The following is a 26,052-nucleotide window of genomic DNA, read 5'->3' on the forward strand; positions in this document are numbered from 1 at the left end:
TTTTCGCGAGATGAGGAGCATATCACCGTGGGCTGTGAGCCGGTAATTCTGGTATTTTTGCTCACCTTGGCCGTTCCGGACTGTACCCGCAATCCATTCGGCGTAAAGTTTGCATTGAAAACACGATAAGCCGTCGGTCACAGGCGGTAGCAACCACACTGAATACGCCAACCCTTTAGGGAGATCTCCATGAACGCACCCCGTCTCGCCATCGCTACCGCTGTTGCGACCATCATTGGTACCAGCGCACCGGCTATGGCCCAGCTCGAAGAAGTAGTGGTAACCGCACAGAAACGTGAACAGGGCATTCTGGATGTGCCATTGTCTATTGCGACGCTTTCCGGTGAGCGCTTCACGTCGATGTTCGAAGGGGGCGCTGACATTCGCGCTCTATCTGCGCGAGTACCCGGCCTGTACGCCGAGTCTTCTAATGGCCGTGTCGCGCCGCGTTTCTATATCCGCGGCCTTGGCAATATCGACTTCGATCTGGCGGCGTCCCAGCCCGTGTCCATCATCATGGATGAGGTTGTGAAAGAAAATGTGGTACTGAAAAGTTTCCCCCTGTTCGATATTGAGCGTGCTGAAGTGCTGCGCGGCCCCCAGGGTTCGCTGTTTGGGCGCAACACCACCGCAGGCATCGTCAAGTTCGACTCCTACAAGCCCACTCAGGAGTTCGAGGGCAGGGTGAAAGTCGACGCCGGCTCTCTGGGTACGATTAATGTCGAGGGTGCTGTTGGTGGCGGTATCACCGATAGCTTGTCAGGCCGCATCGCAATGCTGGTGCAAAACCGCGATGACTATATCGACAACGACTATACCGGCGAGAGCGATGCCCTCGGCGGGTTTGAAGAAAACGCTGCGAAGGGTTTCCTGCAGTGGGACGCTACCGACTCCCTCACCTTCCTGTTTGGTGCACACTACCGCGATCTGGATGGTACCTCCGCTATATTCCGCGCCAACGTTTTCGACCCGGGCAGCAACAGTCTCAATGGCAACTATGATCGCGAGACTGTCTACTTTGATGAAGGCGACAACAACCCGCAAGAGTATGAAAGCACCGGCTACAACATGAAGATCGACTGGGACCTGGGCGGCCTAACCCTGACCTCGATCACGGCCTATGATGAGGCCGACGGTTACTCACTGGGCGACATCGATGGCGGTTTCGGAGCGGTGTTCCTCCCGGAAATGGGGCCGGGTTTCATTCCTTTCCCTTCACAGACCGCAGACGCGGCAGACACAGACCAATTCACCCAGGAGCTGCGCCTGTCGAGCGCTTACGGCGACCGCTTCAATTGGCAGGTCGGCGCGTTCTACTTCGACTCCGAGCTTGAAGTGGAGACCAATCCGTTCTTTATCCCGGCGACGACGGTGTTACACGAGAACACGACCTGGGCTGTATTCGGGCAGGGCGACTATGCGATCAGCGACGCCTGGACAATTACCGCGGGCCTGCGTTGGACCGATGATGAGAAAGATTTCAGCGCTCCAGGCTATACAGAGAGCGCTGCTGATGACCAGGTAAGCGGTGATATCGCCATTTCTTTCGCCGCAGACGAGCGCTCGCTGTTCTGGGGTAAAGTCGGAACCGGCTTTCGAGCGCCGACTATTCAGGGGCGCGATGTAGCCTTTGGTGCTCCGCCCTCTGTTGCTGATTCCGAAACCATTACCTCCTTTGAATTTGGTTACAAGTCGCAGTTCTTCGACGACACCATGCGCCTGAACGCCGCCCTGTTCTACTACGAAGTAGATGATATTCAGTTCACCGCAGTCGGCGGTTCGGGTAACAATATCCAGCTGATTAATGCCGATACCGGTACCGGTCTGGGCATGGAGATGGATGTTGAATGGTTGCTGACGGACAACTTTGTTATGACCTTCGGCTTTGCCTACGCTGACACCGAAATCGAGGATAGCGGCTTGCGTGTGGGTGCCTGCGGCAGCGGCGCGTGTACCGTGACCAATCCGGTGGATGAGAATGGCTTTGTGCTGATTGACGGCAATCCATTCCCCAATGCCCCGGAGACTACGTTCAACGTTACCGCCAGCTATAGCTATCCTATCAGTGATGCGTCGGAGCTCTTTGTGTTTACCGACTGGTCCTACCAGGGTGACACCAATATCTTCCTGTACGAGTCCAAGGAATTCCAAACTGATGGCCAGTATGAGGGAGGCTTTCGCGCCGGCTGGCGTCGCGCGGATCGCGGCCTTGAAGTCGCTGTGTTCGGCCGCAACATCACCGATGAAGAGAACGTGATGGGTGGGATCGATTTTAACAACCTGACGGGCTTTACCAATGAGCCGCAGGTGTTTGGCGTTTCCGTCTCCTCGGAGTTCTAAGAGCCTATGTCTAACTTACTCCCCAAAGCCCTGCTGCTACTTGCAGCCGGGCTTTTTGCTGGCTGTACCGTCAGCGTCGATGTCGACACTCATGAGCCCGTACCGGTCAAGGTGGTTGTCGTTACCATGTTTGAAAGCGGTGAAGACAGCGGCGACAAAGCCGGTGAGTTTCAGCGCTGGAACGAGCGCCTGCCGTTGGACAAGGTCTATCCGGCCCCTCATATGCACCACGACATTCACTTCAACGAAGCGTCTGGTGTATTGGGTATTGTCACCGGTATGGGTACTGCCAACTCGGCCGCGAGTGTTATGGCTCTGGGCATGGACGAGCGCTTTGACCTTAGCAAGGCCTACTGGCTGGTAGCAGGCATATCGGGTTTTGATCCGGCGGATGCCTCACTGGGTTCCGTCGCTTGGGCGCAGTTTCTGGTAGATGGTGACCTGGCGCACGAAATTGATTCTCGCGAAAAACCGGACGATTGGGAGCACGGCTACTTTCCCCTGTTTAGCCAGGGCCCTGATGATTCGGAGCGACTCAGTTACAGTCTGGGTGAAGTGTTTGAGTTAAATGGCGATCTGGTGGAGTGGGCCTTCCAGTTCACCAAGGATATGGAATTGCCCGATCACCCGACCCTGGAAGCCACGCGCAAGCTGTATGTGAACCATCCAGTGGGTCAGCGCACACCCTTCGTTCTGAAAGGTGATCAGCTGGCGGCCATGACCTTCTGGCACGGTGAGATACTCAACGACTGGGCGAATGACTGGGTAGACTACTGGACCGAAGGCGAGGGCAACTTTGTCAGTTCCGCGATGGAGGACACAGGCACCTATCAGTCCCTGACCTATCTGCACAACGCAGGCAAGGTAGACAAGAACCGGCTCATGGTTCTGCGCACCGCGTCTAACTACACAATGCAACCGCCCGGCAAAACAGCTGCGCAAAACCTGCTCGAAGAGCAGCACGATAGTTATGCAGGCCTGGACGCTGCTTTGGAAAATGCTTACCTGGTGGGTAACGCTGTGGTGCAGGAACTGGTGAGTAACTGGGACCAGTACCGGGATAACATACCCAGCCCCTGAGTAAGTTTGCCGTGGCTGATCGCGAGTTGTATCGAGGAACAGATGTACTGATGGAAGTCGCTGATCAATCGCCCGGAACTGACCCTTTCGTCCGCCGCTATGTTATCGGGCTCTGCGCCGTAGCGGTGGTGGTTCTGTTCTCGTGGCTACTGAACATGGACACCCGGGTCGGCGAGTTGAATGATCTGCTCGACGCTGATGCTGAACTCGCGGCTTATCCCTATTCCTTTCGAGTGTTGTCTCTTGAGGAAGGGGTAGCCAGCATGTCCAGCCCTCGCTCAGCCCAATTGTCAGCTATTCAGGGCCTGCGCATCCTGTTCCCTGAGCTCGAGACTGAGAGTGCTATCTCTCCGGCGATGATGGCTGCGCAGGAGCAACTTGCCGCAGTGCAGTCGCGTGCGGGAAAGCTGGTGGGGGCCCATGAAAACGTAAACCGCGTTCGATGGGTTCTCGATGAACGCTGGCTCGCCAGGCATGGCGTATATGTGCAGTAGCGAACCTCAGAGGATTTGCATGCATATCTAACCGGCGTTTCGAATTTGTTCGTCTTCCGAGTAGAGAATCGCTTTGAGTTCAGGAATACAGGAGCCACACTGGGTGCCACATTTGAGAGCGTCGCCCAAAGCCTCGACGCTGCTTGCTCCCGCTGCGATGGCGGTCACAATTTCCGTTTCGCCCACTTCCCAACAGCTACAGATCATTTTTCCTGTGTCCGGACGTTCGCTGCTGAAGCCGGCGAGCAGTTCCCAGCCTGGCGTCTGGTCTGCGAGGGTCGACAGCCAGGCTCGCAGGGGTAGGGCGTTGCGGTCCGGGTGCAGGAACAGGGCGTGGCTGATACGGCCATTGTTTGAACTGACTTCTCGCAAGTCTCCGTGCTCTGCGTCGCTGTAAGCAGATACCGATTGCTTCTTGTCGGCCAGTGCCTGTTTTAGAAACTCGGCCACCCGGGCTGGGCTGCGACCATCAGCGATGATAGTCAGATACCCTCCTTTGACCGCGATCCGAGACCAGTAGTCGATACCCTCTGCCTGCAGTGGGTCCTTGCTGAACACCATCCCCCAACATGCAACCGGGACGGCAGCGATGTTTGCGCATGAAAACTTGGATTGGGGTTGGCCCGATACCGGGTCGGTCACTGCCGGTATCAGTTGACTGACCTTGCCCAGAGTAGAAAATTGTTCGCTCCAGTGAATAGGGATAAAGCTCTGGCCACGGGCTATACCGGGGTCCAACATGACCAACCCGCGCACCATACCCAGTGAGTTCTCCAGTTGCGCCAGATCGCCCTCGACGAGCCCGGCTTTGGCGGCGTCTTCCGGATTAACACTGATGCTGAAAAAGTCCCGATGCTGCGACAGGCGAGGTACCCGGCCAGTGCGCGTCATGGAGTGCCATTGATCGCGCAGGCGACCTGTATTCACGGTGATGTCGTTCTGGGCTTGAGGCAGCTCGGGTACCAGTGGAACAATTTTTGCGCGGCCGTCAGCTGTGTAGAACCGGCCGTCCGCGAGTGGCTCAGAATCATCGTCGTTGGTCCGCACTGGCCAGCGAATCGGCTCCATGTTTGCATATTCTTCATCGCTGAGCTGGGCCAGGGCTCCAATATCGAAAGCCCTGCTACCCTCATTTTCAAAACCGGAAAGTGCGGCATGTTCGCGAAATACAGCGGCTGGATTCGGGTAGTCAAAGTATTGTTTTAAGCCGAGGCGTTGGGCCACATCAGTAATGATTTGCCAGTCAGGTCGGGCTTCGCCGGTCGGCGCCACGAGCTTCCGTTGGCGAGAGATAACACGTTCGGAATTGGTCACAGTCCCGTCTTTCTCGCCCCAGGGGGCAGCGGGTAGCAGGAGATCGGCGTGAGTGGCGGTATCGGTTTGCTCAGTGCAGTCGGATACCACGACAAACTCACACCGCTCAAGTGCGCGTTTTACCATGTCCGAGTCTGGCAGGCTCACGGCGGGGTTTGTTGCCATGATCCACAGAAACTTGATCTTGCCATCCGCTGCGGCCTGGAACAGATCTACGGCCTTCAGACCGGGCGCGTCGATCATGTCTGGCGCTTCCCAGAAACGCTGCACCCGATCGATCTCTGCGGGGCTGAAATCCATGTGTGCTGCCAGTTGATTGGCGAGGCCACCGACTTCGCGACCGCCCATCGCATTCGGTTGGCCTGTGATGGAGAAGGGCCCGGCTCCGGACTTGCCTATGCGGCCTGTAGCGAGATGGCAGTTGATAATGGCATTGCACTTGTCCGTGCCAGTCGCGGATTGCTTGACGCCCTGGGAGAACATGGTGACGGTGCGATCAGTGTTGGCGTACCAGCTGTAGAAACGATTGAGCTCAATGGGATCCAGTCCACAGCTTTCGGCGACCGTATCCATGTCCAGATCGCCAATAGCGGCTAATGTGTCAGGCAGACCGCGGGTATGGCGCGCCACGTACTCTTCGTCGATGGCGCTGTTGTTTTGCAGATGGTTTAGCAGGCCGCTGAACACGTAAGCGTCGGAGCCCGGCTTTATTTGCAGGTGCAGGTCCGCGATGTCACAGGTGGCTGTGCGCCGGGGATCGATAACGACAATACGTTTGTCAGGATTGTCTTTCTTAGCTGCCACTATCCGTTGATAAACCACCGGGTGGGTCCATGCGGCATTGGAGCCGACCATTACCAGCAGATCGCAGGTATCAAGATCTGCATAAGTGCATGGCACGATGTCTTCACCGAAGGCCCGCTTGTGGGCCGCCACCGCAGAAGACATACACAGGCGTGAATTGGTGTCTACATTGGCGCTGCCAAGAAAGCCTTTCATCAGCTTGTTGGCGACGTAGTAGTCTTCGCTGAGCAGTTGGCCTGAGAGATACATGGCGATGGACTCGGGGCCGTGCGTCTCGATAGTCTGGCGTATTTTGGTGGCGATGGTATCGATGGCGTGGTTCCAGCTGACCCGCTCTCCCGCCAGTTGCGGATGTAGAAGCCGTCCCTCGTCTCCAAGGGTCTCAGCCAGTGCTGTCCCCTTCACGCACAAGCGGCCGGCGTTAGCGGGGTGGTCCCCATCCCCCACGACTTTGATGACTTTTGCCCCCTCGACCTCGGCACGAACGCCGCAGCCGACACCACAGTAAGGACAGGTTGTATTGCATTCTTTCATAGGAATCTACAGAGTTTCGCTTCAGGCGGCAGCGCCCAGTTGGGCTTCGGCCACTTCCTTACCATAGATAAGAGAGTTGCGTAGAGCACTGATATCGCAGCCCTCTCGTATTAGTTCTGAGTACCAGGTGCCGCCGCGTTTGTCGCCAACCAGGACGGCGCCCACAAGGCGATTGTCCCTGACGACAAGGCGTCGATAGAGCCCACTGGCGCTATCGCGCAGCACGATTTGTTCTGCATCACTGTCGAGTTCACCCGCGCGGTAGATGTCCACGCCGGAAATTTTCAATTGGGTTGGATAGTCTTCGATAGCGAAGCCTGATGTTGGCGTATCGCACAGGTAACGGGCCAGTACTTCAGCCTGGCGACGGATCGGCGCCACCAGACCGAAGCCCTGCTGGCCAAATTCGCAGCACTCGCCCAGGGCGAATACACCTGGTTTGGAAGTGCGCAGATAGGCGTCTACCAAGATACCTCGGTCGGCATCGATTCCCCCACGTCGGGCCAACTGGACATTAGGGACGATACCTGAGGCGAACAGTAGCAGGTCACACACTTCGACCGAGCCGTCGTCCAACTCTATGGCGGAGACTCTTCCGTCGTTTGCGCGGATCTCTTTGAGGGAGGAGCTGAGACGAAACGCTATTCCCTTGGCCTCCAGCTCCTGTTGTAAGTGTGATCCGCCCTCGCTGTCCAGTTGACGATTCATGATGACTGGGTTGCGGTGAACCACGCAGGTTTCGAAGCCCAGTTTTACCAGCCCGTGGGCTGCTTCAAGCCCAAGTAGTCCAGCGCCTATCACCACTGCGCGTTTGCCGCAGGTCTCGAGCGTATGGAGTTCTCTGGCATCTGCCAGGCTGCGAAATACCATTGATCCTTTTAGCTCGGTACCGTCAGTGTCTGGTCGGGCGACGCTTGAGCCGGTTGCTAGTACTAATTTGTCGTAGGGGAAGGATTCGCCGTTTTCGCTGAAGGCGATTCTGGCGGTGGTGCCAAGGTCGGTGATGCGGCTTCCAGGTATGAATTGGACTCGCTCCATCGCTTGCAGCATGTGCAAGTCGTCTTCGCTGTTTTCACCTGCCAGCAAATTGGAAAGCAGAACCCGGTTGTAGCAAACATCCTCCTCATCGCCGACAACGGTAATGCAGTAGTCATGAATCTGTTGATCTAACTGCTGCAACAGGTAGGCCGTGGCCATACCGGCACCGACGATGAGGAGGCGCTGCTTCATGGAGATCAGGCCGCCTCGATTTTGGTTGCGCCAGCCTCGGTAGCTACTGCTCCCTCGATAGCGGTTTCGAGCACGACTGCTTCGGCAACTTCCGTTGATGGTTTCTTTTCGGGATGGCTGTGCTTGGCATAGAGGAATTCCAATACCTGCTGTCGCAGGTGAACAAACTCCGGATCCTCTGCGAGTTCCAGGCGGTCGCGCGGCCGCGCCAGATTCACATCGAGTATTTCTCCAATGGTGGCCGCTGGGCCGTTACTCATCATGACAATGCGATCTGACAGCAGTACAGCCTCATCTACATCGTGGGTAATCATAATCACGGTGTTGCCGAGTTCGGCTTGAATTTCCATCAGCGAATCCTGCAATTGGGCTCGCGTCAGGGCGTCCAGTGCGCCGAAGGGTTCATCCATGAGTAGCACCTTGGGCTGCATGGCAAGGCAGCGTGCAATGCCCACGCGCTGCTTCATGCCACCTGAGATTTCACCGGGCAATTTGTGCAGGGCGTGGTCCATGTTGACCAGTTTCAGGTTGTGTTCAATCCACTCTTTGCGCTCAGCCTTGGTTTTGGATTTGCGAAATACCTGATTTACCGCAAGTTCAACATTCTCGTAGACGGATAACCAGGGCATGAGTGAGTGGTTCTGGAACACAACAGCGCGATCGGGGCCGGGCTCAAGAACTTCCTTGCCCTCGAGGACGACACCGCCCTCTGTCGCGTTGTACAGGCCCGCGACAATGTTCAGTACAGTGGACTTGCCGCAGCCAGAGTGTCCTATCAGGGAAACAAATTCCCCTTGGTCCATTTTCAGATTGACGTTCTGCAGTGCGCGAAACTTGGTGCCGTTGGTATCGAATTCGATGCCAACGCCGGTAATGTCGAGATACTTCATTGCCATTTGTCGGTTCCTTGTGAGTTAGCGCAGTACGGCTGTTTTGTCCCAGCTTGCCCGCTTTTGCAGGGTCAGCATAAGGCGGTCGAGCATGAAGCCAATCAGGCCAATGGCCAGTACGGCAACCATGATACGACCCAGCGAGTTGGAGCTGCCGTTCTGGAATTCGTCCCAGACGAATTTGCCGAGGCCGGGGTTCTGGGCCAGCATTTCTGCGGCGATCAGTACCATCCATCCTGTTGCCAGAGACAGGCGCAACCCGGTAAAAATCATCGGTATTGCGGCCGGGATAACGATTTTTCGTACGTGCACCATGGGTGACAGGGCCATTACACGACTGACGTTGACCAGGTCCTTGTCGATACTAGCGACACCTACGGTGGTGTTGATCAGAGTGGGCCAGAGGCAGCACAACGCCACGGTGATGGCGGAGTTCAGAAATGCTTTCTCCAGCATTGGGTCTTCCGCGGTGTAGGTTGCTGACACGACCATGGTCACCAGCGGCAGCCAGGCGAGTGGCGATACCGGCTTGAATATCTGGATGATGGGGTTCATTGCTTTGTACATCCCGGCTGACAGTCCACAGACTATACCCAGCGGAATAGCGATTAGATTGGCGATCAGGAAACCCGCCGCTACTGTGACCAGGCTGGTAAATATCTGGTCGATGAAAGTGGGCTTGCCTGTATAGGGACGTATCTTTATGTCGGCGTCGGGGTTTTTGGCCAGTTTCTTGGCATTGCGCGTGTCCTGACGTTCGTAGAAGGCTACTTCCTTTTCTCGCTCGCGAGTGTGCTCAGCGCCGAGATTTTCTACCTGTTCCCACACCTCTACCGGCCCCGGGAATTGCCCCAGGGATGTATCAATTCGATTGGCCGCAAACTGCCAGACCAGCAGAAAAATGAAGATGCCGACTGCGGGTAGCAGCAAACCTTCGATGAACGACTTGGAACTTATCCGGGACAACATCTGTTGGAATCGGTCGTCGGATTGTGTGGCTACTGCTTCTGACATCGGGGCTTTCCTTGGGTACAGGCCTCCGCAAGCGGAGGCCGGATCATCGTTGTTACTTGACTACTTCATCGCCCTTCAGGCCGATGGGGAACTGTTCCAGGTAAGTATTTGGCTGGCTGCCGTCGAAAACCTTGCCGTCGATAAACTCGGTTTGGGCGGGCTTGAAGCCAGTTTCGCTGGCGAAGCTTGGGAACTCGGAAGCTTTCATTTCGCCTTCTTCGATCAGCGCTTCAGCTGCGGCCTGATAGATATCGGGGCGGTACACGCTCTTTGCGACTTCGAAGTACCAGTCGTCAGACTTGGGCTCGGAGATCTGGCCCCAGCGGCGCATCTGGGTCAGATACCAGATCGCATCGGAGTAGTAGGGGTAGGTAGCGTTGTAGCGGAAGAACACGTTGAAATCAGGAATCTCACGCTTGTCGCCTTTCTCGTACTCGAAAGTGCCAGTCATGGAATTGGCAATCACGTCATAGTCCGCCCCCACATATTCGGAGCGAGACAGGATCTCGACAGCCTCGGGACGGTTGGCGTTGTCGTTCTCATCCAACCACTTGGCAGCGCGCAAAAGTGCTTTGACCACGCGAATTGAGGTGTTTGGGTATTTCTCGGTGAACGCCTTGTTCATGCCGAATACTTTTTCCGGATTGTTCTTCCAGATTTCGTAGTCGGTGATGACAGGAACACCTATACCCTTGAATACCGCTTGTTGGTTCCAAGGCTCACCCACGCAGTAACCATAGATGGTGCCAGCTTCCAAAGTAGCAGGCATTTGCGGGGGAGGTGTTACAGAGAGCAGCGCCTCGGCATCGATCTGGCCGGAGATGTCGCCCTTGTGCGGCGCGTAGTATCCGGGGTGGATACCGCCGGCTGCCAGCCAGTAGCGTAGCTCATAGTTGTGTGTGGATACCGGAAACACCATGCCCATGTTGAAAGGCTTGCCCTCGTCGATGTATTTGTCGACAACGGGCTTCAGGTAATCAGCCTTGATCGGATGAACTGGCTTTCCGTCCTCGTGAGGGATATTTTTCTTCATCTCCTTCCATACAGCATTGGATACGGTAATACCGTTGCCGTTCAGGTCCATGGAGAAGGGGGTGACGATATGGGCCTTGGTGCCGAAGCCGATGGTTGCAGCCAGTGGTTGGCCCGCGAGCATGTGGGCACCGTCGAGCTGGCCGTCGATGACGCCGTCCAGCAGCACTTTCCAGTTGGCCTGGGCTTCCAGGGTTACGTACAGGCCTTCGTCCTCGAAGTAGCCGTTTTCATAGGCGACTGCCAGCGGCGCCATGTCAGTCAGTTTGATAAAGCCAAATTTCAGCTCGTCCTTCTCCGGCTCGCCCAGTTCGGCGTATGCGGAAAAGGGCAGTGTGGCACTAAGTACGGAACCCAGAGCCAACGCGCCCAAGCGGCGGCGAGTTATGGAGAAGATTGTTTTGCGAATCATCGGTTACCCCTCGTGTGAACAAATACGCAATCACTCTCCTCGTACACCGGCGGGTCGGCCAGAGAGGGAGAGCGTCGATGCTCAAGGAGAGATTAGCGATGTAGTTGGTGTTACTGGGCTAGACGGTTACAAAAGCCGCGCCAACTTATAAGAAATCTATTAAAAACAAAGACATAAGGTGTAACGGGGTGGCATTGGAGAAGCATTTACAGCCACCGCGATGGCCTGGCGCACCAAACTGGCACGCGCCGGCTCTAATTTTGGGCGTTCAGTAATTCAGCAAGAGTTCAGCAACTGAGCATGAGATCAGGGCCGAGCTCTATACCGGGTTCAATCTCCCAGTTTTCGCTGTGTTGCCCCAATGGCTTGTAGTCCTGGTTGGGGCAGGGCAGGGCCAGATGGCGCGCTGCCTCGCGGTATAGGTCGGTGCGGAAGGTGCGTTGTACAAGCGATCTCACATCCTCAGCGGGCAAGGTTTTGCCCATCAGGTCGCCGATCTGGTTCAGCAGCCATTCGCCATCTGAACGCCAGGGGAAGCCTGCCTGGAACCGCCCAAACACGTGAAAGTGCGGCAGATCTGCCTCCGCTTCACCCTTGCTGAACGAGAATTGTCCGGTCAGCGCGGGGCGCAATACTTCCGGGGGAAGATCCAGATACTGTGGTTCGGACAAGACCGAGACTGTTTGTTCCCGGTTGAACGGGTGAGATAGCCAGGTGCAGGTTTCCATTAGCGCCAGACGCAGGCGGAGGTGACTGCCGGGATTGTTCTGGTGCCAGTTTTCGGTGACACCCAACACTTTTTCTACGCCGTTGTTCCAGATCTGGTAGCCCGTGGCTTGTACCGTTCCGATGCCGTATTGCACGGCCATACTGTTCCAAGGCTCACCGACGCAGAAGCCGTCGATGATCCCTCGGCCCAGGCTATCGACCATCTGCTCCGGCGGTAGCACGATGATGTGTACGTCCCGTTCGGGGTCTATGCCCCCAGCCCGCAACCAGTGGCGCAGCAACAAGGTGTGGCAGGAGAACGTATGCGCTGCGGCCAGGGTGATTTGCCTATCGCCACTTTTGAGATAGCGGGCAAAAGCGGTTGCGGTACTGCATGCACCCTGGGCGGGGTCGCCGCCATGTTCGGCTATCTGGTGGGCCAGGCCCTGGCCCACCGTGATCGCGTTGCCGTTAAGGCTGAGTGCCAGTCCGGTAATGACTTCCGCGCGCATGCCACCCACGCCGAGCGATGTCGCTAGCGGCAGCGGTGAGAGCATTTGCGCCGCGTCCAACACGCCGGCCACCAGTTTGTCTCGCACGTTGGCCCAGGACACTTCATGCTGCAAATCTACCTGCAGGCCGTATTTTTCGTAGAAGCCGAGTTCCTGGGCCATGATCAGCGGAGCGCTATCAGTGAGTTTGAGAAACCCCAGGCTCAATTCATTTTTTTCTGCCGGTGGCAGGCGTGTCACATCGCTCATCGGCCCTTTCCTTTTAGTTGGGTGCGCTCCAGGATTTCAATGACCTCCCTGGCGACTTCGCCAAGAGTGCGGTTCTTGTCCATAGCGAGTTTGCGTAGGGTGGAAAAAGCTTCCTCCTCGTCGACCTTGTGTACTGTCATTAACAGGCCCTTGGCTTTTTCGACGAGCTTGCGCTCCTCCAACTGGCGCCGGGTTTCATCCAGTTCTTCTCGTAAATTATTGAACGCAGAGAACTGGGCCACGGCGATATCGATGGCCGCGCGCACTCGCTCGGCATTGATGTCCTGGGCCTGGTAGGCCGTGACACCAGCGCGGATAGCATCGCTGATAAAGCTCTGGTCGCCCGCCTCAGAAAACATGACAACCGGTCGTGGGTTATGGCTTGAGGCAATGCTCAATGATTCGAGGACGTCCCGGTCGGGAGAGTCGAGGGCGATTATCACAACGTCTGGCTCCTGTTGGGCCATCTGGTACAACAGGCCCGAGGCCGTGGGAATGACAGAGAGTACTTCGAAACCGACGTCTCTCAATTTTCTTTCTACTATGGTGGCGCGGGAGCGATCGTCGTCGACGAGTATCACTCTCAGCACCGCAGCTGCTTCATCTTGTTTAGGCACGTAAGAAAGTGTGTCGGTGGGGGGTGGATACCCCCACCGATACTGGCATCTCCAGAATCAAATCTTGAAGTTTACCGTCATCCACGCTTTATCGGTATCAGCGTATGCATCCGAGTCAGAAGAGAAGCTGGCGTACTTGAGCTGGAAGCTCCAGTTTTTGTCGTAAGCCCAGGTAGCTACCAGGTCGATTTCGGAACCGTAGTCGTCCGACGAGTCCTCCGCGGCGAAATCGTGGTAGATGCCGGCAAGCTTGACCGGCCCCAGTTTGCCGGCGAGTCCAACGTACATATCCTCGATGCCGTCCCCGGGTGTGATCAGGAACTTGTCAGCCCAACCCTGGAACTTGTGCAGGGTGGCATAGGGAGTTTTGAACCCCACACCGTCGCCGGCACCCAATACCTCATAACCCAACGTGGCTTTGACGCCACTAAATCCGAAAGATCCTTCGAGCATGTAGTAGTCGGCATCGTAGTCCAGCGGGCTGTCGCCGGCGTCTGACTGGGTTGCCCATGCGCCCTTCAGGCCGACGGGGCCAAATGTGCCAGCATATTCAAGCCCGTAGGTGTCGGAAGAGTTACCGACAGTTTTGCCCGCCGCATAGTCGTTGTCCTCGTCGATCTCGAGCCCGTAGTAGAAGCCGGTCAGAGTGTGGCTGTCAGCGATTTTCCAATCGCCGCGAACAAAGTGATTTTCACCGTGGTGGTTGGCCGGTTGTACAGGGCCGTCGTCCGGGCCAAAAATCCGGTTGATGTTGTAGACGTAGGCGTAGTCCAGAGTGATTGCATCGCTTTTGTACAAGGCGCGGAATCCGTCGTAGGTCTGCTCATTCTGACGCCAACCGACACCACCGATGAAGCGCTGGCTACCATGCAGAATGCGTTGGCGACCGTAGGCGCCGGAGGCTTTGTCAAAGCTGTATTTGGCCCAGGCCTGGTTAACCTCAGTGCCTTCCGGATCCGCAACGACAGGATACTGGGTGTTGCCGTTCGCTGTGGAGTTGTAGTCGTCGTCGCCGATGGCAGTGACGTCGTCAAACTCGGTCAGAAACGAGAAACCCTTGTAAGCGGCGGATGTGAAGGTCAGGCGCGAGCGCAAGGTGGAAGCCTTGGCGTTGCGATCTATTCCATCCTGATCGACATATTCGTAGCGATAACGGAAATTGAAAGACGCCTTTCCTTCCGTGAACATGCTGGTGAAGGATGTGGAATCTGCTTCTTCGGCGTATGCGGGTGCTGTCATTGCACCGGCCACAGTGGCTGCCAGAATCGAGCGTCTCATGAAAGATACTGCCATTTTTCTACTCCTTAAAAACGACAAAAGCCCATGCGCAGCTCCGGGATTTCTCTCGGTATGCGCACAGGCTTCGTTGCCAGAAAAGTCAAATTGTTGGGACGCTCGTGCATTGCAAACTTCGGGCCAAATCTTGTAAACCTTGATTTTACACGGGTTTCGGGAGGGCGTAGAGCGGGCCGCAGGGCCGTAGTGCACCTGTGCCGGGCGTGGCTGCACTCAACTGGTTCGCGCGCTATCCGTCACCTGTAAGCACAATTTTTGTGTAAATTGCGACCTTCGGCACAGAGTTGCCCAATAACGGGTGCTTGATGTGTAGTATCCTCGCTGCTCGTTAAGGAGTGACGATCAGGGCCCGGTAATGCCGTTGGGCTAAAGAATAAAAAAGCGAAAAGAGACTCCATGGTTTTTTACAAGCGCGTGTCGATGGCCTCCAGTGCCCTGATATTGTCTGGATTGGCCTCATCAGCCTCCTATGCAGAAGATATTGTGGATATGTCTCTGCGCGATCTCATGGATCTGCAGGTGTTCACCTCGGCGACACGTGTTCCGACCCAGCTTACCAAGGCACCAGGAACGGTATTCAGGTTTTCACGCCAGGATTTTGCCCGTTTCGGTGCTCGCAACGTCACGGACCTGCTCGAGTTTGTGCCCGGCGTGCAGATTAACCAGTATCGCAAGCGGCATCGCTCCATCTGGGTGCGTGGACTGCTTGATCGCTACAATTCAAAAATGGTGCTCGAGGTAGACGGTGTTCGCACTCGCAGCCTCTACTACAATCACTTTTCACTCGACGATGCCTTTCCACTGGAGCAGATCGAGAGTGTCGAGGTGGTCCTTGGCCCGGTATCCAGCCTCTACGGCGCCAATGCATTTGCGGGTATTATTTCGATCAAAACCCGGGATTTTTCCGCGGATTCCAAGCTGCAAATGACCGCTGAAGTGGGCGACCATGAGCGGCGCAAGGTCTCGGGTCTTTACAACAGTGAGAAATTCCAGGCTTTCGGTAGCTATCTGGAACAGGACGCGCCGTTCAGGGAAGACCGAAAGAGTTTTATCGGCAGTGATGTACTGCAGCCTCTGGATGAGGACTACCAGAGCCTTCAGTTAAAATTGCGCCCTCTCGATGGACTCACACTGAAGCTGGATTACAAAAAAAGCGAAGTCCCGTTCCTTTTCATTCCTCCCACCCAGGATGGATTTATCGAGGAGGAGTCGACCCAGTTTACCGCGGCCTATGAAGTGGGGTCACTGGAGAGCGGTCGGCTGGAGGTGCATGCCTATCACAACAATCTCAATGCGCACGAGCATGAGGTTGAGCAAGAGACCCGTCAGCTGGGTTATCTGGAACATCAGGATGCAACGATGGCGGGCGCTTCTGCACTGTTCTTGCGCAGGTTCAGTGAACACACTCTGGCAGGCGGTGTGGTTTGGGAGCGGGAGGCTGCCGACAATACCAGCTATACCCGTTACTACTATTTCGCCGATGGCTTTCTGGACCCTCCGGAGCAGGGCAATCTTCTTTCTGAGCCTGATTTCGAGGCCGATAACCTGGCGGCGTACGCCCAGGACGTCTGGGTGCTTCCGTCGAAACTGGAACTCACGCTGGGTGTGCGCTACGACGACTTTGAGCACTACGGTGATCATCTGAACTACCGCGCCGCTCTGGTGTATGAGCCCAGCGAGCGACATACCGGAAAGTTGATGTACGGTACAGCGATTCGCACGCCAAACCTGCGTGAGTCGCTGAAGGTGCTTGAAGGGAATACTTTTGTGCCACCGGAACTGGAACCAGAGGAAATAAACTCTCTGGAGCTTGCCTATCTCTACCAACTGGATTGGGCCAACGTTAGCGTCACCCTGTTCCATAATGAGCTGGATAATTACATCCGTGAGGTGCCGTCGCCCGAGGATGAGTACTTCGCAAATATCTCGGAGACAGTGACCTTCGACGGAGTTGAATCTGTTGTAAACCTGCGCCCTCACGAGGCACTGGATATTCGTTTTGGGGTCAGCTACCTGAATACGGAAGATCCGGACGGGTACGACTTGCCTTATCTTTCGGAGTGGAACTCGAATCTGAAGTTTGAGTATCGGCTGAGTGAGCGGCATACACTCGGAGCAGCGTTTATTTATGGCAGCGACCGCGAAGATCTCAACTTCTTTGATGATGACGACGCGGACGCATTCGTCATCACCAATATTTTCGCCAGTGGCCAGATATCCAAAGGTCTTAGCTATTCCCTTGGCGTCGATAACCTCTTTGATGAGCGTATCTACGACCCGGCTGCTGATTTTGGCGGCCAGCACAACACCGAGCGCGCAGAGCGGGAGGTTTGGGCCCAGCTAGCCTGGACTCTGGATCTCTGATGTTCGCGATGATATCCCGGTCAGTGAGGGCAATGGCAGGGTACTGTCTGAATGCAGTGCTGCTGTGTCTGTTGGCAATATCTTCAAATGTCAGCGCTGCGGAAGCTGCGCCGGGACAGGTGGATACTGTATCCCGCGTTAAAGCAGCGTTTATATTGAATATCGCCAAGTTCGCAAAGTGGCCGGAAGCGCCCTCGCTAGACGTCGAAGAGGATTTCACCCTCTGCCTGTATCAACAAAACTCGCTGGGATCCGCAATTGAACTGATTGAGGGCCGAAGTGTGGGTGCTTTAAGTTTGCGCAGCCGGGTAGTGGATACCTTGTCTTACGAGGATCAATGCCATCTCCTGTTCGTTGCTGCAGCAGACCTTCCGGCATTCCATGAAGCCCTGCCTGCGGTCGGCTCGCTTCAGTCGCTGACCATCGTCGACCAGACCGCGTCGGATAACGGGGGTCCTATCCCCGAGGGTGTCGTGCTTGCACTGAAACGCCGGGGCGAGCGCATCGGCTTTGCGATCAATCTGGATACTGCTTCGCTGGCGGGCATCAGGTTCAGTTCCGAGCTACTGAAGTTGGCCGAGATTGAGGTGCGTGAACCATGATTGGTTCCTGGAGTGCCCAATCAATTCGCAAAAAATTGATACTGGTGATGCTGTTGGTAAGTGGCAGCGTACTGGTGTTGGCTTCACTGGCCTTTTCCATCTCAGACTGGATGACATCGCGTGGGCATCTCAATGAAAAGTTGCGCGCTGAGGCGGGCATCATTTCCCGTAATGTTGTTTCTTCTTTGGCGTTCAGTGATCCTGCTTCAGCCGGTGAAACACTGGCGAGCCTTGGTATAGAAAGGGAACTGGTTTTTGCGGTTCTCTATGACGAACAGGGCGAAGTGTTCGCGAGTTTTGCAAACGCAGATGCAGAGTATATGGTGCCATCGGCGCGGGATCTACAGATTCCCGACGGTGTGCTCAGCGTCACTGAACCCGTTTTGCTTGATGGTCGGACCATTGGCACTGTTGTGCTGGTATCCGAAATGAAAATCTGGCAACAGCAGCAATTGCGCAAAGGTCTGTTGGCACTTCTCGTTTATGCGGTCGGCTTGCTTGTGAGTTTGTTGCTGGCATCGAGACTTCATAGGCTAGTGACGCGTCCGATCATGGAGCTGGCAGCGACTGCAAAGAAAATCACCGCGACGCGAGACTACTCCCTGCGCGCTGCACAGCAATCCGAGGATGAGACGGGTAGCCTCGTTTCCAGCTTCAATGAAATGCTCGGGGAGATTCAGGCCAGAGATAACCAGTTGCTGGAAATTCGAGAGAAGTTGGAGCAGAAGGTCGAAGAGAGAACAGCTGAGCTGCGGCGCCTTGCCGATGAATATGCCCACCAGGCTTCGCATGATGCGCTGACCGGGCTGGCCAACAGAATCACATTTGAAGATCGTTTGCAGATGGCACTTTTGAATGCTGAACGCTATAAGCACTCGGCTGCTGTTTTGTTCCTCGATTTAGACCGATTCAAGACGATAAACGATACGCTGGGGCACTCGATTGGAGACCAGTTACTGCGGCGTGTAGGTGAAAACCTGGCAGAATGTATTCGCGAGAGCGATACGCTTGCTCGTCTTGGCGGTGATGAGTTCGCGCTATTATTGCCTCAGGCAGAGCCTGATTCGCTGAGCGATGTTGCCGAGAAGGTTATCGCTGCAGTGAACACGCCCGTTGTTATTGATGGGCATGGTCTACAGGTAAATACCAGTGTTGGCATCAGCCAGTTCCCCGAGGATGGGTGCACAACGGGAGAAATTATCAAGAATGCCGATACCGCTATGTATGCGTCCAAAGCGCTCGGTGGCAATCGATTTGCATTCTATTCCAGCGCAATGAATCAGCGAGCAGAGCGGCGTCTGGCTCTCGAGGTCAAACTTCGCCAGGCCTGGAGTGATGGGCGTTTCCACGTCCACTATCAGCCAAAGTTTGATGTCGCTTCACTGGAAATGGTTGGGCTGGAAGCTCTTGTGCGTTTGCATGACGAGGAAGAAGGGGACATTCCTGCGTCAGAGTTCGTGCCACTTGCAGAAGAGGTGGGCATGATCAAGAAAATCGATCTTTGGGTGATCGAAAAAGCCTGCGATGAGGTGTTGTCCTGCGGTGGTGGGGAAGTGCCGATCAAGCAACTGTCGGTAAACATTTCCCCGGGGCATTTCGTCGGCGATGAATTGTATGACGAGCTCGCCAGTATTCTCGAGCGCACCGGATTCCCGGGGGACTATCTCGAGCTCGAGATTACTGAATCTGTGATTGGCACACAGTCGACAGATATTCACCAGCAGTTACAGCGAATCCGAAGCCTCGGTATTGAGATTGCGATTGATGACTTTGGTAAGGACTACTCGTCACTGAGCCGGCTAAAGCAGCTGCCATTGAATACGCTAAAAATTGATCGTTCGTTCATTAGCGATGTGTGTGAGACTCAGGACAACGCGACGATCGTCAGCACCATTATTCTGATGGCGCACAATCTGAATCTGAAGGTTGTTGCTGAGGGGGTTGAAACGCCCAGCCAGTACGCATTCATCAAACAGCACAACTGTCATTCTTTCCAGGGCTATCTTTACGCAAAGCCGATGGCCATCGAAGGCATTGTGGCACTCGTAAAAAAAGCTGGTTTGGCTAGCTGAACAGCAACATGAATGTTGCCAGCTGGCTGAGGGCGAGAATGCCTGCTATCAACTTCCAGGCTCTCACCGGATCGCGGTCCATCAGGGGCCGCTGGCGATACTCAAGGTACAGCGGATTCGGATGCTTTAGCTCGTAGGCGAACTCCATTACATCGGCGTGACGACGCTCAGGCTGGTAGCGCAGGCTTTTTCGCAGCGCGCCATCAATCCAGTGAGGCACCAGCGGGTTGATTCGATAACTCTCTGTATAGTGGGTGTTGAGGAAATCCCGTGGGCTTTTGCAGTTCTCCAATTTTCCGCTGAAAGGCAACTCACTGGTTAGCATTTCGTAGCTGATGACGGCCAGCGAGAATTGATCAGCCTGATAGTTGGGTTTGCGGCCGACCGTGTATTCGGGCGCCGAGTACTGTGCCGTGCCCAGCGCAATATCTCTCGTGATTGCTGTCTCTATTTCGCTCAGCCCCGCTGCGTGGCATGAACCGAAGTCAATGATCTTTACCTGGCCGTTGCGGTCGATCAGGATATTGTCTGGTTTGATGTCCTGATGCAGGGTCTCGCGGCGGTGAAATGCGCGAATGCCCTTGGCAATCTGGTCGATCAGATAGACAGCCTCTTCAACCGCTGGCCGGGGGTGCTCCAGCATCCAGCGAGACAGGGTGATGCTCGGTATATATTCGGTCAGGTAGTAAAGGCAGCTTTTAGGCCGGTCAGTTTCCACCACCTTGATGACATAGGGGCTATTGATGCGATTGCCTATCCAGCTCTCCAGCACGAATCGTTCGATGTAAGCCGGATCGTCGTCAAAATTCACCGAGGGCGTCTTCATGCAAAACTGCGCCCCGGATTCAACATCCTCTACCTGGTAGATCTGGCTGCGATTGCTGGCGTGTAGCTCGCGCACAACCCGATAGCCATCGAGAATCATGCCCTCCTCGAGAAAGGGCGGAAAACTGAGCTCCGTCAGGCGCTTCACAACGTCATCGATGCCCGCCGCGGGTAGCTGATCCACACGTATTAGCTGGCAGCTCAGGTTATCTTTGCTGCCCGCTGCAAAAGCGGCGTCAGCCAATGCCTTGCAAGCGAGATCGAGATCGAGATCGGCCGTTAGCTCGCGCAACATATACTCCATGCGATCGCGCCCCAGCACATCGTGAATGCCGTCTGTGGTCAGCAGATACAGGTCGTTGGTTTCGATGCTGAGACTGCGATAATCCATTTCCAGATGCACATCCAGCCCAAGCGCTCGGCTCAGGTAGCTGTGTTTCTCTGACACTCGGGTGGTGTGGTCGTCTGTGATTTGCTCTAGCGACCCGTTGCGCATCTGGTAGATGCGGCTGTCGCCGGCATGAAAGAGGTGCGCTTGTTGAGATTTCAGCACTAAAGCGCTGAAAGTAGTGACAAAGCCGCGGGTATTGTCCGCAAAACTTCGGCCGCGGCTATAGAGCCAGCGATTGAGTGCGGTGAGCACCTGTTGGGCCGATTTCTTCACACTCCATGACTCCGGGGTGGAGAAATAGTCTGATAGGAAGTTGGTCACTGAGGTCTGGCTGGCTTCCTTGCCGGCCTCGGCAGCGCTCACGCCGTCAGCGATGATGGCTACAGCGCCCTTCGTTGTCAGTAGATTGCCATCTGGAATACGGATACCTATAGCATCTTCGTTCTCGGCTTTGCGTCCGGCCGCGGAGTACTGGCCAACCCTCAGGGCGAGGTCTCCGCTTAGGTGCTTTACCTGACTTGCGTCGGACGCCGTCATGCTCTTCCTTTATGCAACATCGATCAGTTGTACTGTGCCGTCGGGTAGTACTTCTTGCATCTGGCCGGCGGGTTCGTCGATGAATTGTACGATGACAAAGCATACCGCTGCACTGGCTGCGATAATGGTGAAGAACGTCGAAGCGTCAACAAAAGACAACACAGTGAGGTAGGTCACTGCACCGACGTTGCCAAATGCGCCCGCCATGCCGGCAATCTGTCCGGTCATCCGGCGTTTGATCAGAGGCACCATGGCAAAAACCGCGCCTTCGCCAGCTTGCACGAAAAAAGAGCAGCACATGGTGGCGAGCACAGCCAGCGGAATCATCCACGTGGCGTCGACTCGGGCCATGACCAGATAGCCCACAGCAAGGCCGGCAATGAGGAATGACAGGGAGCGTTTTCGTCCAAAGCGATCGGAAAAATAACCGCCTGATGGGCGCGCCACCAGATTCATAAAGGCGAAGCCAGAGGCCAGCAGGCCGGCTTTAACTGCCCCCAGTTCAAACGTTTCCATGAAAAAAAGCGGCAGCATGGAGACCACTGCCAGCTCTGAGCCAAAGGTGACAAAGTAAGCCCAGTTGAGAGCAGCTACCTGCTTGAACTTGTACTTCTCAATCTCGGGCACGCCGTCGCGTAGATGCTCCTTGTTTACTTTCCAGATCTGGCTGGTCTGGAAGATGAACAGGCCAATCAGGATTGCGTACATCGAGTAAGTTGCTGATGCCGACAACAGCCCCAGATTGGTAGGTGACAGGCGCCAGCTAAGTATTGCCAGGGCGAGGTATAGCGGTACGGTCATGCCGATATAGAAGTACAGATCCCGGTAGGAGCTGACTTCCAGTCCACCGGTCTTCTTTGGTTTGAAGTAGGTGGAACCTTTGGGCGTATTACGCGCGCGCCAGTAATAGATGATGCCATAGCCAAAGGACATCAGGCCGGCCATGGCAATGGCGTAACGCCAACCGTCCTCGCCTCCCACCATCAAGGCAACGGTGGGTAAAGTCATCGCGGCTGCGGCGGAGCCAAAGTTGCCCCAGCCGCCGTAGATGCCCTGTGCCATGCCTACCTGCTTGGCAGGAAACCATTCGCTTACCATCCGGATCCCGATGACAAACCCAGCGCCAACGAATCCGCCGAGAAAGCGGAACAGGGCGAGCATTTCGTAGCTGTCCGCAAAGGCGAACCCCCAGCAGAAGAACGAGGAAAGGATGAGCAGCGAGCTGAACACCACGCGTGGGCCGTACTTATCGACCAACATGCCAACCACGATGCGTGCAGGAATGGTGAGCGCCACATTGAGCATGAGCAGCGCTTTCACCTGAGGTGTGGTGAGGTCGAAAGCTTCCTTGATGTGTGCCATCAAGGGTGCATGGCTGAACCACACGACAAAGGTGATAAAGAATGCGAACCAGGTCAGGTGCAGGGTGCGGATGGATGGGTTGGCAAAGTCGAGGACTTTGACGGGGCTGCTCATGACAGAGCCTCCTTGGCAGTTAAAAGGGGATTCGAAAATTACTCGAGGGAATCTTGCTGGGTTACAACCCGCCGTTGGGTCGAATAGGCATGGGATTTGCAATGAATATGCCAAGCGCGCGGATTTTCCGTCGTTGTGCCCCGAAACCGTGCGGTTTCGGGGCTTATCAGCGACAGCGTGCACTAAAATCAGGATATGACTCCAATGGTGGATGCGCGGAAAAGGTGCGTGTGCGCCTCTTTTACGCACCATTTAGGTGCTCTTCCGCTCCTCTTTTCCTACGCAGTCTTGCCCACCGGGCAATCCTTTTCGCTTTGAAAAAAGCCAAGTTGCGGTTTAGGCCGCCCAGACGAAATGACAGGCAGAACCATATGACACAACAACTGGTAGTAGTAGGTAACGGCCCCGTGGGGCACCGGGTGGTAGAGCAGGTGGTCGCCGCCGGTGGGGATTGGAGTATCACGGTTTTCGGGGAGGAGCCGCGGGTCGCCTATGACCGGGTACATCTTACGGGATGGTTCGAACAGCGCAGTGCAGAGCCACTGAATATGGTTGCGCCCGGCTTCTATGAGGAAAACGCCATTAGCTGCCACGTCGGCGACAAGGTTGTCGCTGTGGATCTCGCAGCGAAAACGGTGACGTCTGCAAACGGCGTGGTCGTGCACTACGACAAACTTGTGCTGGCCACGGGCTCATTTCCCTTCGTACCACCTGTCCCGGGGCATGAACGTGACAACTGCTTCGTCTATCGCACCATCGAAGATCTTGAAGCGATTACTGCTGCTTCCGAAGGCGCGAAGATCGGTACCGTGGTTGGCGGTGGCCTATTGGGCCTTGAGGCAGCCAAGGCCCTGCATGATCTCGGCTTGGAAACACATGTTGTTGAATTCGCCCCCAGGCTAATGGCCGTGCAGGTGGACGATGGCGGTGGCGCACTGCTGAAGAAAAAGATTGAAGAGCTCGGCGTGTGTGTGCACACGAGCAAGAATACCCAACAGATCACTGACGGCGATGGCGCGGTGCACAAGATGTGCTTTGCCGACGAGACCGAGTTGAATACGGATCTCATTGTGTTCTCGGCCGGTATCCGCCCGCAGGATGAGTTGGCTCGCTCAAGCGGCCTGGCCATCGGTGAGCGCGGCGGTATTGAAGTCAACAATTTCTGCCAGACATCCGATAGTGATGTTTATGCTGTTGGTGAAAACGCCTTATGGAATGGCCGAATTTTCGGGCTTATCGCGCCGGGAAATACCATGGCTCAGGTAGCCGCTGAGCATATCTGTGGCACCGGCGTCACCGAGTTTACCGGCGCCGATATGTCGACCAAGCTGAAACTCATGGGAGTGGACGTGGCTTCTGTCGGCGATGCCCATGGCAAAACCGAGGGCGCTCTGAACTACACCTATATCAATGAAGTTGAGCAGGTATATAAAAAGATAGTTGTATCCGCGGACAAGAAACATCTGCTCGGTGCGGTATTGGTTGGGGATGCAGAAGAGTACGGCAACCTGCTGCAGTTCGCCCTGAACCAGATTGAGCTCCCCGACCAGCCTGACGCGATGATACTTCCAAGCGTCGATGGTGCGGCCTCCGCGCTTGGCGTCGATGCGCTGCCGGACACTGCCACTATTTGCTCCTGTAATAATGTGAGCAAGGGCGATCTGGTTGCGGCAGTGGCTGGCGGCTGCTGTCAGTTGGGTGATCTAAAGAGTGAGACCACTGCAGCGACGGGCTGCGGCGGCTGCACCGCACTGGTAACCCAGGTTATGAACGCAGAGCTCGAAAATCTCGGCTATGAGGTGAATACCGATATCTGTGAGCACTTCCCATACACTCGCCAGGACCTCTACAGCCTGATCCGGGTGGAGAATATCCGCAGCTTCGATGAATTGCTCGACCAGCATGGTCATGGTCAGGGCTGTGACATTTGTAAACCTGCTGTTGCGTCCATTCTGGCTACCTGCTGGAACGACTATGTCCTGGAGAAAGAACATCAGGGGTTGCAGGACACCAATGACCGCTTTCTCGCCAATATGCAGAAGGACGGCACTTACTCGGTGGTGCCTCGCGTGCCAGGCGGAGAGATCACACCGGACAAACTCATCGTGCTGGGTGAGGTCGCCAAGAAATACGATCTTTATACCAAAATCACTGGCGGCCAGAGGGTGGACTTATTCGGTGCTCGCATGGAGCAACTCCCGGTGATCTGGGCCGAACTTATCGATGCTGGATTTGAGACCGGCCACGCCTACGGCAAGTCACTGCGGACTGTTAAATCCTGTGTCGGTTCTACCTGGTGTCGCTACGGAGTGCAGGATTCTGTAGGTATGGCCATTGACCTGGAAGACCGCTACAAGGGGCTGCGCTCACCGCACAAACTCAAGATGGCGGTGTCCGGCTGTACGCGAGAGTGTGCTGAGGCACAGTGCAAGGACGTGGGGGTGATTGCCACCGAGAAAGGCTGGAACATGTATGTGTGTGGTAACGGCGGCATGAAACCTCGTCACGCCGACCTGTTCGCTACCGATCTGGATGATGAAACCCTTGTCCGTTATATCGATCGCTTCTTCATGTTCTACGTACGGACCGCGGACCGGCTACAGCGTACGTCGGTGTGGATGGAGAATCTCGAAGGCGGCCTTGAGTACCTGCAAAAAGTCATTATCGAAGATAGCCTGGGGATAGCCACAGAACTGGAAGAGCAGATGGCCGCGGTGGTCGGTACCTACCAGTGTGAATGGAAGACCACTATCGAAGATCCTGAAAAGGTAGCCCGGTTTAATCATTTCGTGAATTCCGACGCCACTGACGACAATGTGGTGTTCGTGCGTGAGCGTGAGCAGATTCGTCCAGCCACGGCAGAAGAAAAGTGTGACCCGGCCGATGTGCTGGCGACTGCGTCCTAGGAGAGGTGGATAAAATGACTAACTGGACTGATATCTGCGATGTGAACGACATACTTCCCAATAGTGGCCGGGCCGCTTTGTATGGAGGTGAGCAGGTCGCTATCTTCCGTATCACTCGCAACGGCAAGGATGCGTACTTTGCAGTGGGAAACTATGACCCCTGTAGTGGCGCCAACGTGATGTCCCGCGGCATCGTGGGCAATATCGGCGATAAAACCGTTGTCGCCTCTCCTGTCTACAAACAACACTTCTGTCTGGATACCGGTGAGTGTCTGGAAGAGGGGCAGAATCTCAAGACCTGGCCGGTGCGAGTTGAAGGTGATCGTGTATTGCTCACAAGCTAATGTGATACC

The 26,052-nt window shown here is 55.5% G+C and carries 18 protein-coding genes; 8 read left to right on the plus strand and 10 right to left on the minus strand.

The window, feature by feature from the left end:
- Positions 1-189: 189 nt before the first annotated feature.
- From EY643_RS00735 to EY643_RS00745, 3 genes are read left to right on the plus strand one after another with little or no spacing between them, the layout of a single operon-like run.
- On the plus strand, positions 190-2,340 hold the full coding sequence (locus EY643_RS00735) for a TonB-dependent receptor (protein WP_152660400.1): 2,151 nt from the start codon (positions 190-192) through the stop codon (positions 2,338-2,340).
- A gap of 6 nt (positions 2,341-2,346) precedes the next feature.
- Positions 2,347-3,420, plus strand: a complete 1,074-nt coding sequence (locus tag EY643_RS00740; RefSeq protein WP_152660401.1) for a purine nucleoside permease — start codon at positions 2,347-2,349, stop codon at positions 3,418-3,420.
- 11 nt (positions 3,421-3,431) lie between these two features.
- Complete coding sequence (locus EY643_RS00745; RefSeq protein WP_205743113.1) at positions 3,432-3,914, plus strand: hypothetical protein; 483 nt, start codon at positions 3,432-3,434, stop codon at positions 3,912-3,914.
- Positions 3,915-3,941: 27 nt separating this feature from the next.
- On the opposite strand, the gene EY643_RS00750 is transcribed toward EY643_RS00745, so the two are convergent.
- The 8 genes from EY643_RS00750 to EY643_RS00785 form a co-directional block, all read right to left on the minus strand.
- Positions 3,942-6,566: a nitrate reductase gene (locus EY643_RS00750; RefSeq protein ID WP_152660402.1), complete on the minus strand. Its 2,625-nt coding sequence runs from the start codon at positions 6,564-6,566 to the stop codon at positions 3,942-3,944.
- A 21-nt stretch (positions 6,567-6,587) separates the two neighbouring features.
- Positions 6,588-7,796: an NAD(P)/FAD-dependent oxidoreductase gene (locus EY643_RS00755; protein WP_152660403.1), complete on the minus strand. Its 1,209-nt coding sequence runs from the start codon at positions 7,794-7,796 to the stop codon at positions 6,588-6,590.
- 5 nt (positions 7,797-7,801) lie between these two features.
- The gene (locus EY643_RS00760) at positions 7,802-8,692 is read right to left on the minus strand and encodes an ABC transporter ATP-binding protein (protein ID WP_152660404.1); all 891 of its coding nucleotides are present in this window, start codon (positions 8,690-8,692) and stop codon (positions 7,802-7,804) included.
- Positions 8,693-8,710: 18 nt separating this feature from the next.
- Positions 8,711-9,655, minus strand: coding sequence for an ABC transporter permease (locus EY643_RS00765; protein WP_420841659.1), 945 nt, complete (start codon positions 9,653-9,655; stop codon positions 8,711-8,713).
- 97 nt (positions 9,656-9,752) lie between these two features.
- A complete protein-coding gene (locus EY643_RS00770) occupies positions 9,753-11,144 on the minus strand; it encodes a CmpA/NrtA family ABC transporter substrate-binding protein (RefSeq protein ID WP_152660406.1) in 1,392 nt (463 codons plus the stop codon).
- Positions 11,145-11,431: 287 nt separating this feature from the next.
- Positions 11,432-12,613, minus strand: coding sequence for a CmpA/NrtA family ABC transporter substrate-binding protein (locus EY643_RS00775; RefSeq protein WP_152660407.1), 1,182 nt, complete (start codon positions 12,611-12,613; stop codon positions 11,432-11,434).
- Positions 12,610-13,230 carry an ANTAR domain-containing response regulator gene (locus tag EY643_RS00780; RefSeq protein ID WP_240732785.1) on the minus strand — a complete coding sequence of 207 codons (621 nt, stop codon included), beginning with the start codon at positions 13,228-13,230 and terminating at the stop codon, positions 12,610-12,612. Before EY643_RS00780 ends, EY643_RS00775 begins: the two co-directional genes overlap by 4 nt.
- Positions 13,231-13,287: 57 nt before the next feature.
- Positions 13,288-14,523, minus strand: a complete 1,236-nt coding sequence (locus EY643_RS00785; RefSeq protein ID WP_152660408.1) for an alginate export family protein — start codon at positions 14,521-14,523, stop codon at positions 13,288-13,290.
- Positions 14,524-14,922: 399 nt separating this feature from the next.
- On the opposite strand from EY643_RS00785, the gene EY643_RS00790 reads away from it, so the two are divergent.
- Genes EY643_RS00790 through EY643_RS00800 form a run of 3 tightly spaced genes read left to right on the plus strand, consistent with a single transcriptional unit; the run spans position 14,923 to position 19,564 of the window.
- Positions 14,923-16,890 (plus strand): TonB-dependent receptor plug domain-containing protein, encoded by a 1,968-nt coding sequence (locus tag EY643_RS00790; protein ID WP_152660409.1) that lies wholly within the window; start codon positions 14,923-14,925, stop codon positions 16,888-16,890.
- Positions 16,890-17,492: a YfiR family protein gene (locus EY643_RS00795; protein ID WP_152660410.1), complete on the plus strand. Its 603-nt coding sequence runs from the start codon at positions 16,890-16,892 to the stop codon at positions 17,490-17,492. The genes EY643_RS00790 and EY643_RS00795 overlap by 1 nt, the downstream gene beginning before the upstream one ends.
- Entirely contained in the window at positions 17,489-19,564 is a 2,076-nt protein-coding gene (locus tag EY643_RS00800) for a sensor histidine kinase, YfiR-like protein-associated (protein WP_152660411.1), read from the plus strand. Before EY643_RS00795 ends, EY643_RS00800 begins: the two co-directional genes overlap by 4 nt.
- Here EY643_RS00800 and EY643_RS00805 read toward each other — a convergent pair.
- Positions 19,557-21,317 (minus strand): bifunctional protein-serine/threonine kinase/phosphatase, encoded by a 1,761-nt coding sequence (locus EY643_RS00805; protein WP_152660412.1) that lies wholly within the window; start codon positions 21,315-21,317, stop codon positions 19,557-19,559. The genes EY643_RS00800 and EY643_RS00805 overlap by 8 nt on opposite strands.
- A gap of 9 nt (positions 21,318-21,326) precedes the next feature.
- Positions 21,327-22,793 carry a NarK family nitrate/nitrite MFS transporter gene (locus EY643_RS00810; RefSeq protein WP_152660413.1) on the minus strand — a complete coding sequence of 489 codons (1,467 nt, stop codon included), beginning with the start codon at positions 22,791-22,793 and terminating at the stop codon, positions 21,327-21,329.
- Positions 22,794-23,164: 371 nt separating this feature from the next.
- Between EY643_RS00810 and nirB the strand changes: the two genes are divergently transcribed.
- A complete protein-coding gene (gene nirB / locus EY643_RS00815) occupies positions 23,165-25,699 on the plus strand; it encodes a nitrite reductase large subunit NirB (RefSeq protein WP_152660414.1) in 2,535 nt (844 codons plus the stop codon).
- 14 nt (positions 25,700-25,713) lie between these two features.
- Positions 25,714-26,043, plus strand: coding sequence for a nitrite reductase small subunit NirD (gene nirD, locus EY643_RS00820; protein WP_205743114.1), 330 nt, complete (start codon positions 25,714-25,716; stop codon positions 26,041-26,043).
- Positions 26,044-26,052: the final 9 nt, after the last annotated feature.

The organism is Halioglobus maricola (assembly GCF_009388985.1).
GTDB classification, from domain to species: domain Bacteria; phylum Pseudomonadota; class Gammaproteobacteria; order Pseudomonadales; family Halieaceae; genus Halioglobus; species Halioglobus maricola.

Bases quoted from the DNA above. Each gene is read 5' to 3' on its own strand.
- nirD (WP_205743114.1), top strand. From the start codon at position 25,714: ATGACTAACTGGACTGATATCTGCGATGTGAACGACATACTTCCCAAT.
- EY643_RS00740 (WP_152660401.1), top strand. From the start codon at position 2,347: ATGTCTAACTTACTCCCCAAAGCCCTGCTGCTACTTGCAGCCGGGCTT.
- EY643_RS00735 (WP_152660400.1), top strand. From the start codon at position 190: ATGAACGCACCCCGTCTCGCCATCGCTACCGCTGTTGCGACCATCATT.
- EY643_RS00810 (WP_152660413.1), bottom strand. From the start codon at position 22,793: ATGAGCAGCCCCGTCAAAGTCCTCGACTTTGCCAACCCATCCATCCGC.
- EY643_RS00760 (WP_152660404.1), bottom strand. From the start codon at position 8,692: ATGGCAATGAAGTATCTCGACATTACCGGCGTTGGCATCGAATTCGAT.
- EY643_RS00755 (WP_152660403.1), bottom strand. From the start codon at position 7,796: ATGAAGCAGCGCCTCCTCATCGTCGGTGCCGGTATGGCCACGGCCTAC.
- EY643_RS00750 (WP_152660402.1), bottom strand. From the start codon at position 6,566: ATGAAAGAATGCAATACAACCTGTCCTTACTGTGGTGTCGGCTGCGGC.
- EY643_RS00765 (WP_420841659.1), bottom strand. From the start codon at position 9,655: ATGTTGTCCCGGATAAGTTCCAAGTCGTTCATCGAAGGTTTGCTGCTA.
- EY643_RS00770 (WP_152660406.1), bottom strand. From the start codon at position 11,144: ATGATTCGCAAAACAATCTTCTCCATAACTCGCCGCCGCTTGGGCGCG.
- EY643_RS00800 (WP_152660411.1), top strand. From the start codon at position 17,489: ATGATTGGTTCCTGGAGTGCCCAATCAATTCGCAAAAAATTGATACTG.
- EY643_RS00790 (WP_152660409.1), top strand. From the start codon at position 14,923: ATGGTTTTTTACAAGCGCGTGTCGATGGCCTCCAGTGCCCTGATATTG.
- EY643_RS00785 (WP_152660408.1), bottom strand. From the start codon at position 14,523: ATGGCAGTATCTTTCATGAGACGCTCGATTCTGGCAGCCACTGTGGCC.
- EY643_RS00775 (WP_152660407.1), bottom strand. From the start codon at position 12,613: ATGAGCGATGTGACACGCCTGCCACCGGCAGAAAAAAATGAATTGAGC.
- EY643_RS00805 (WP_152660412.1), bottom strand. From the start codon at position 21,317: ATGACGGCGTCCGACGCAAGTCAGGTAAAGCACCTAAGCGGAGACCTC.
- nirB (WP_152660414.1), top strand. From the start codon at position 23,165: ATGACACAACAACTGGTAGTAGTAGGTAACGGCCCCGTGGGGCACCGG.
- EY643_RS00795 (WP_152660410.1), top strand. From the start codon at position 16,890: ATGTTCGCGATGATATCCCGGTCAGTGAGGGCAATGGCAGGGTACTGT.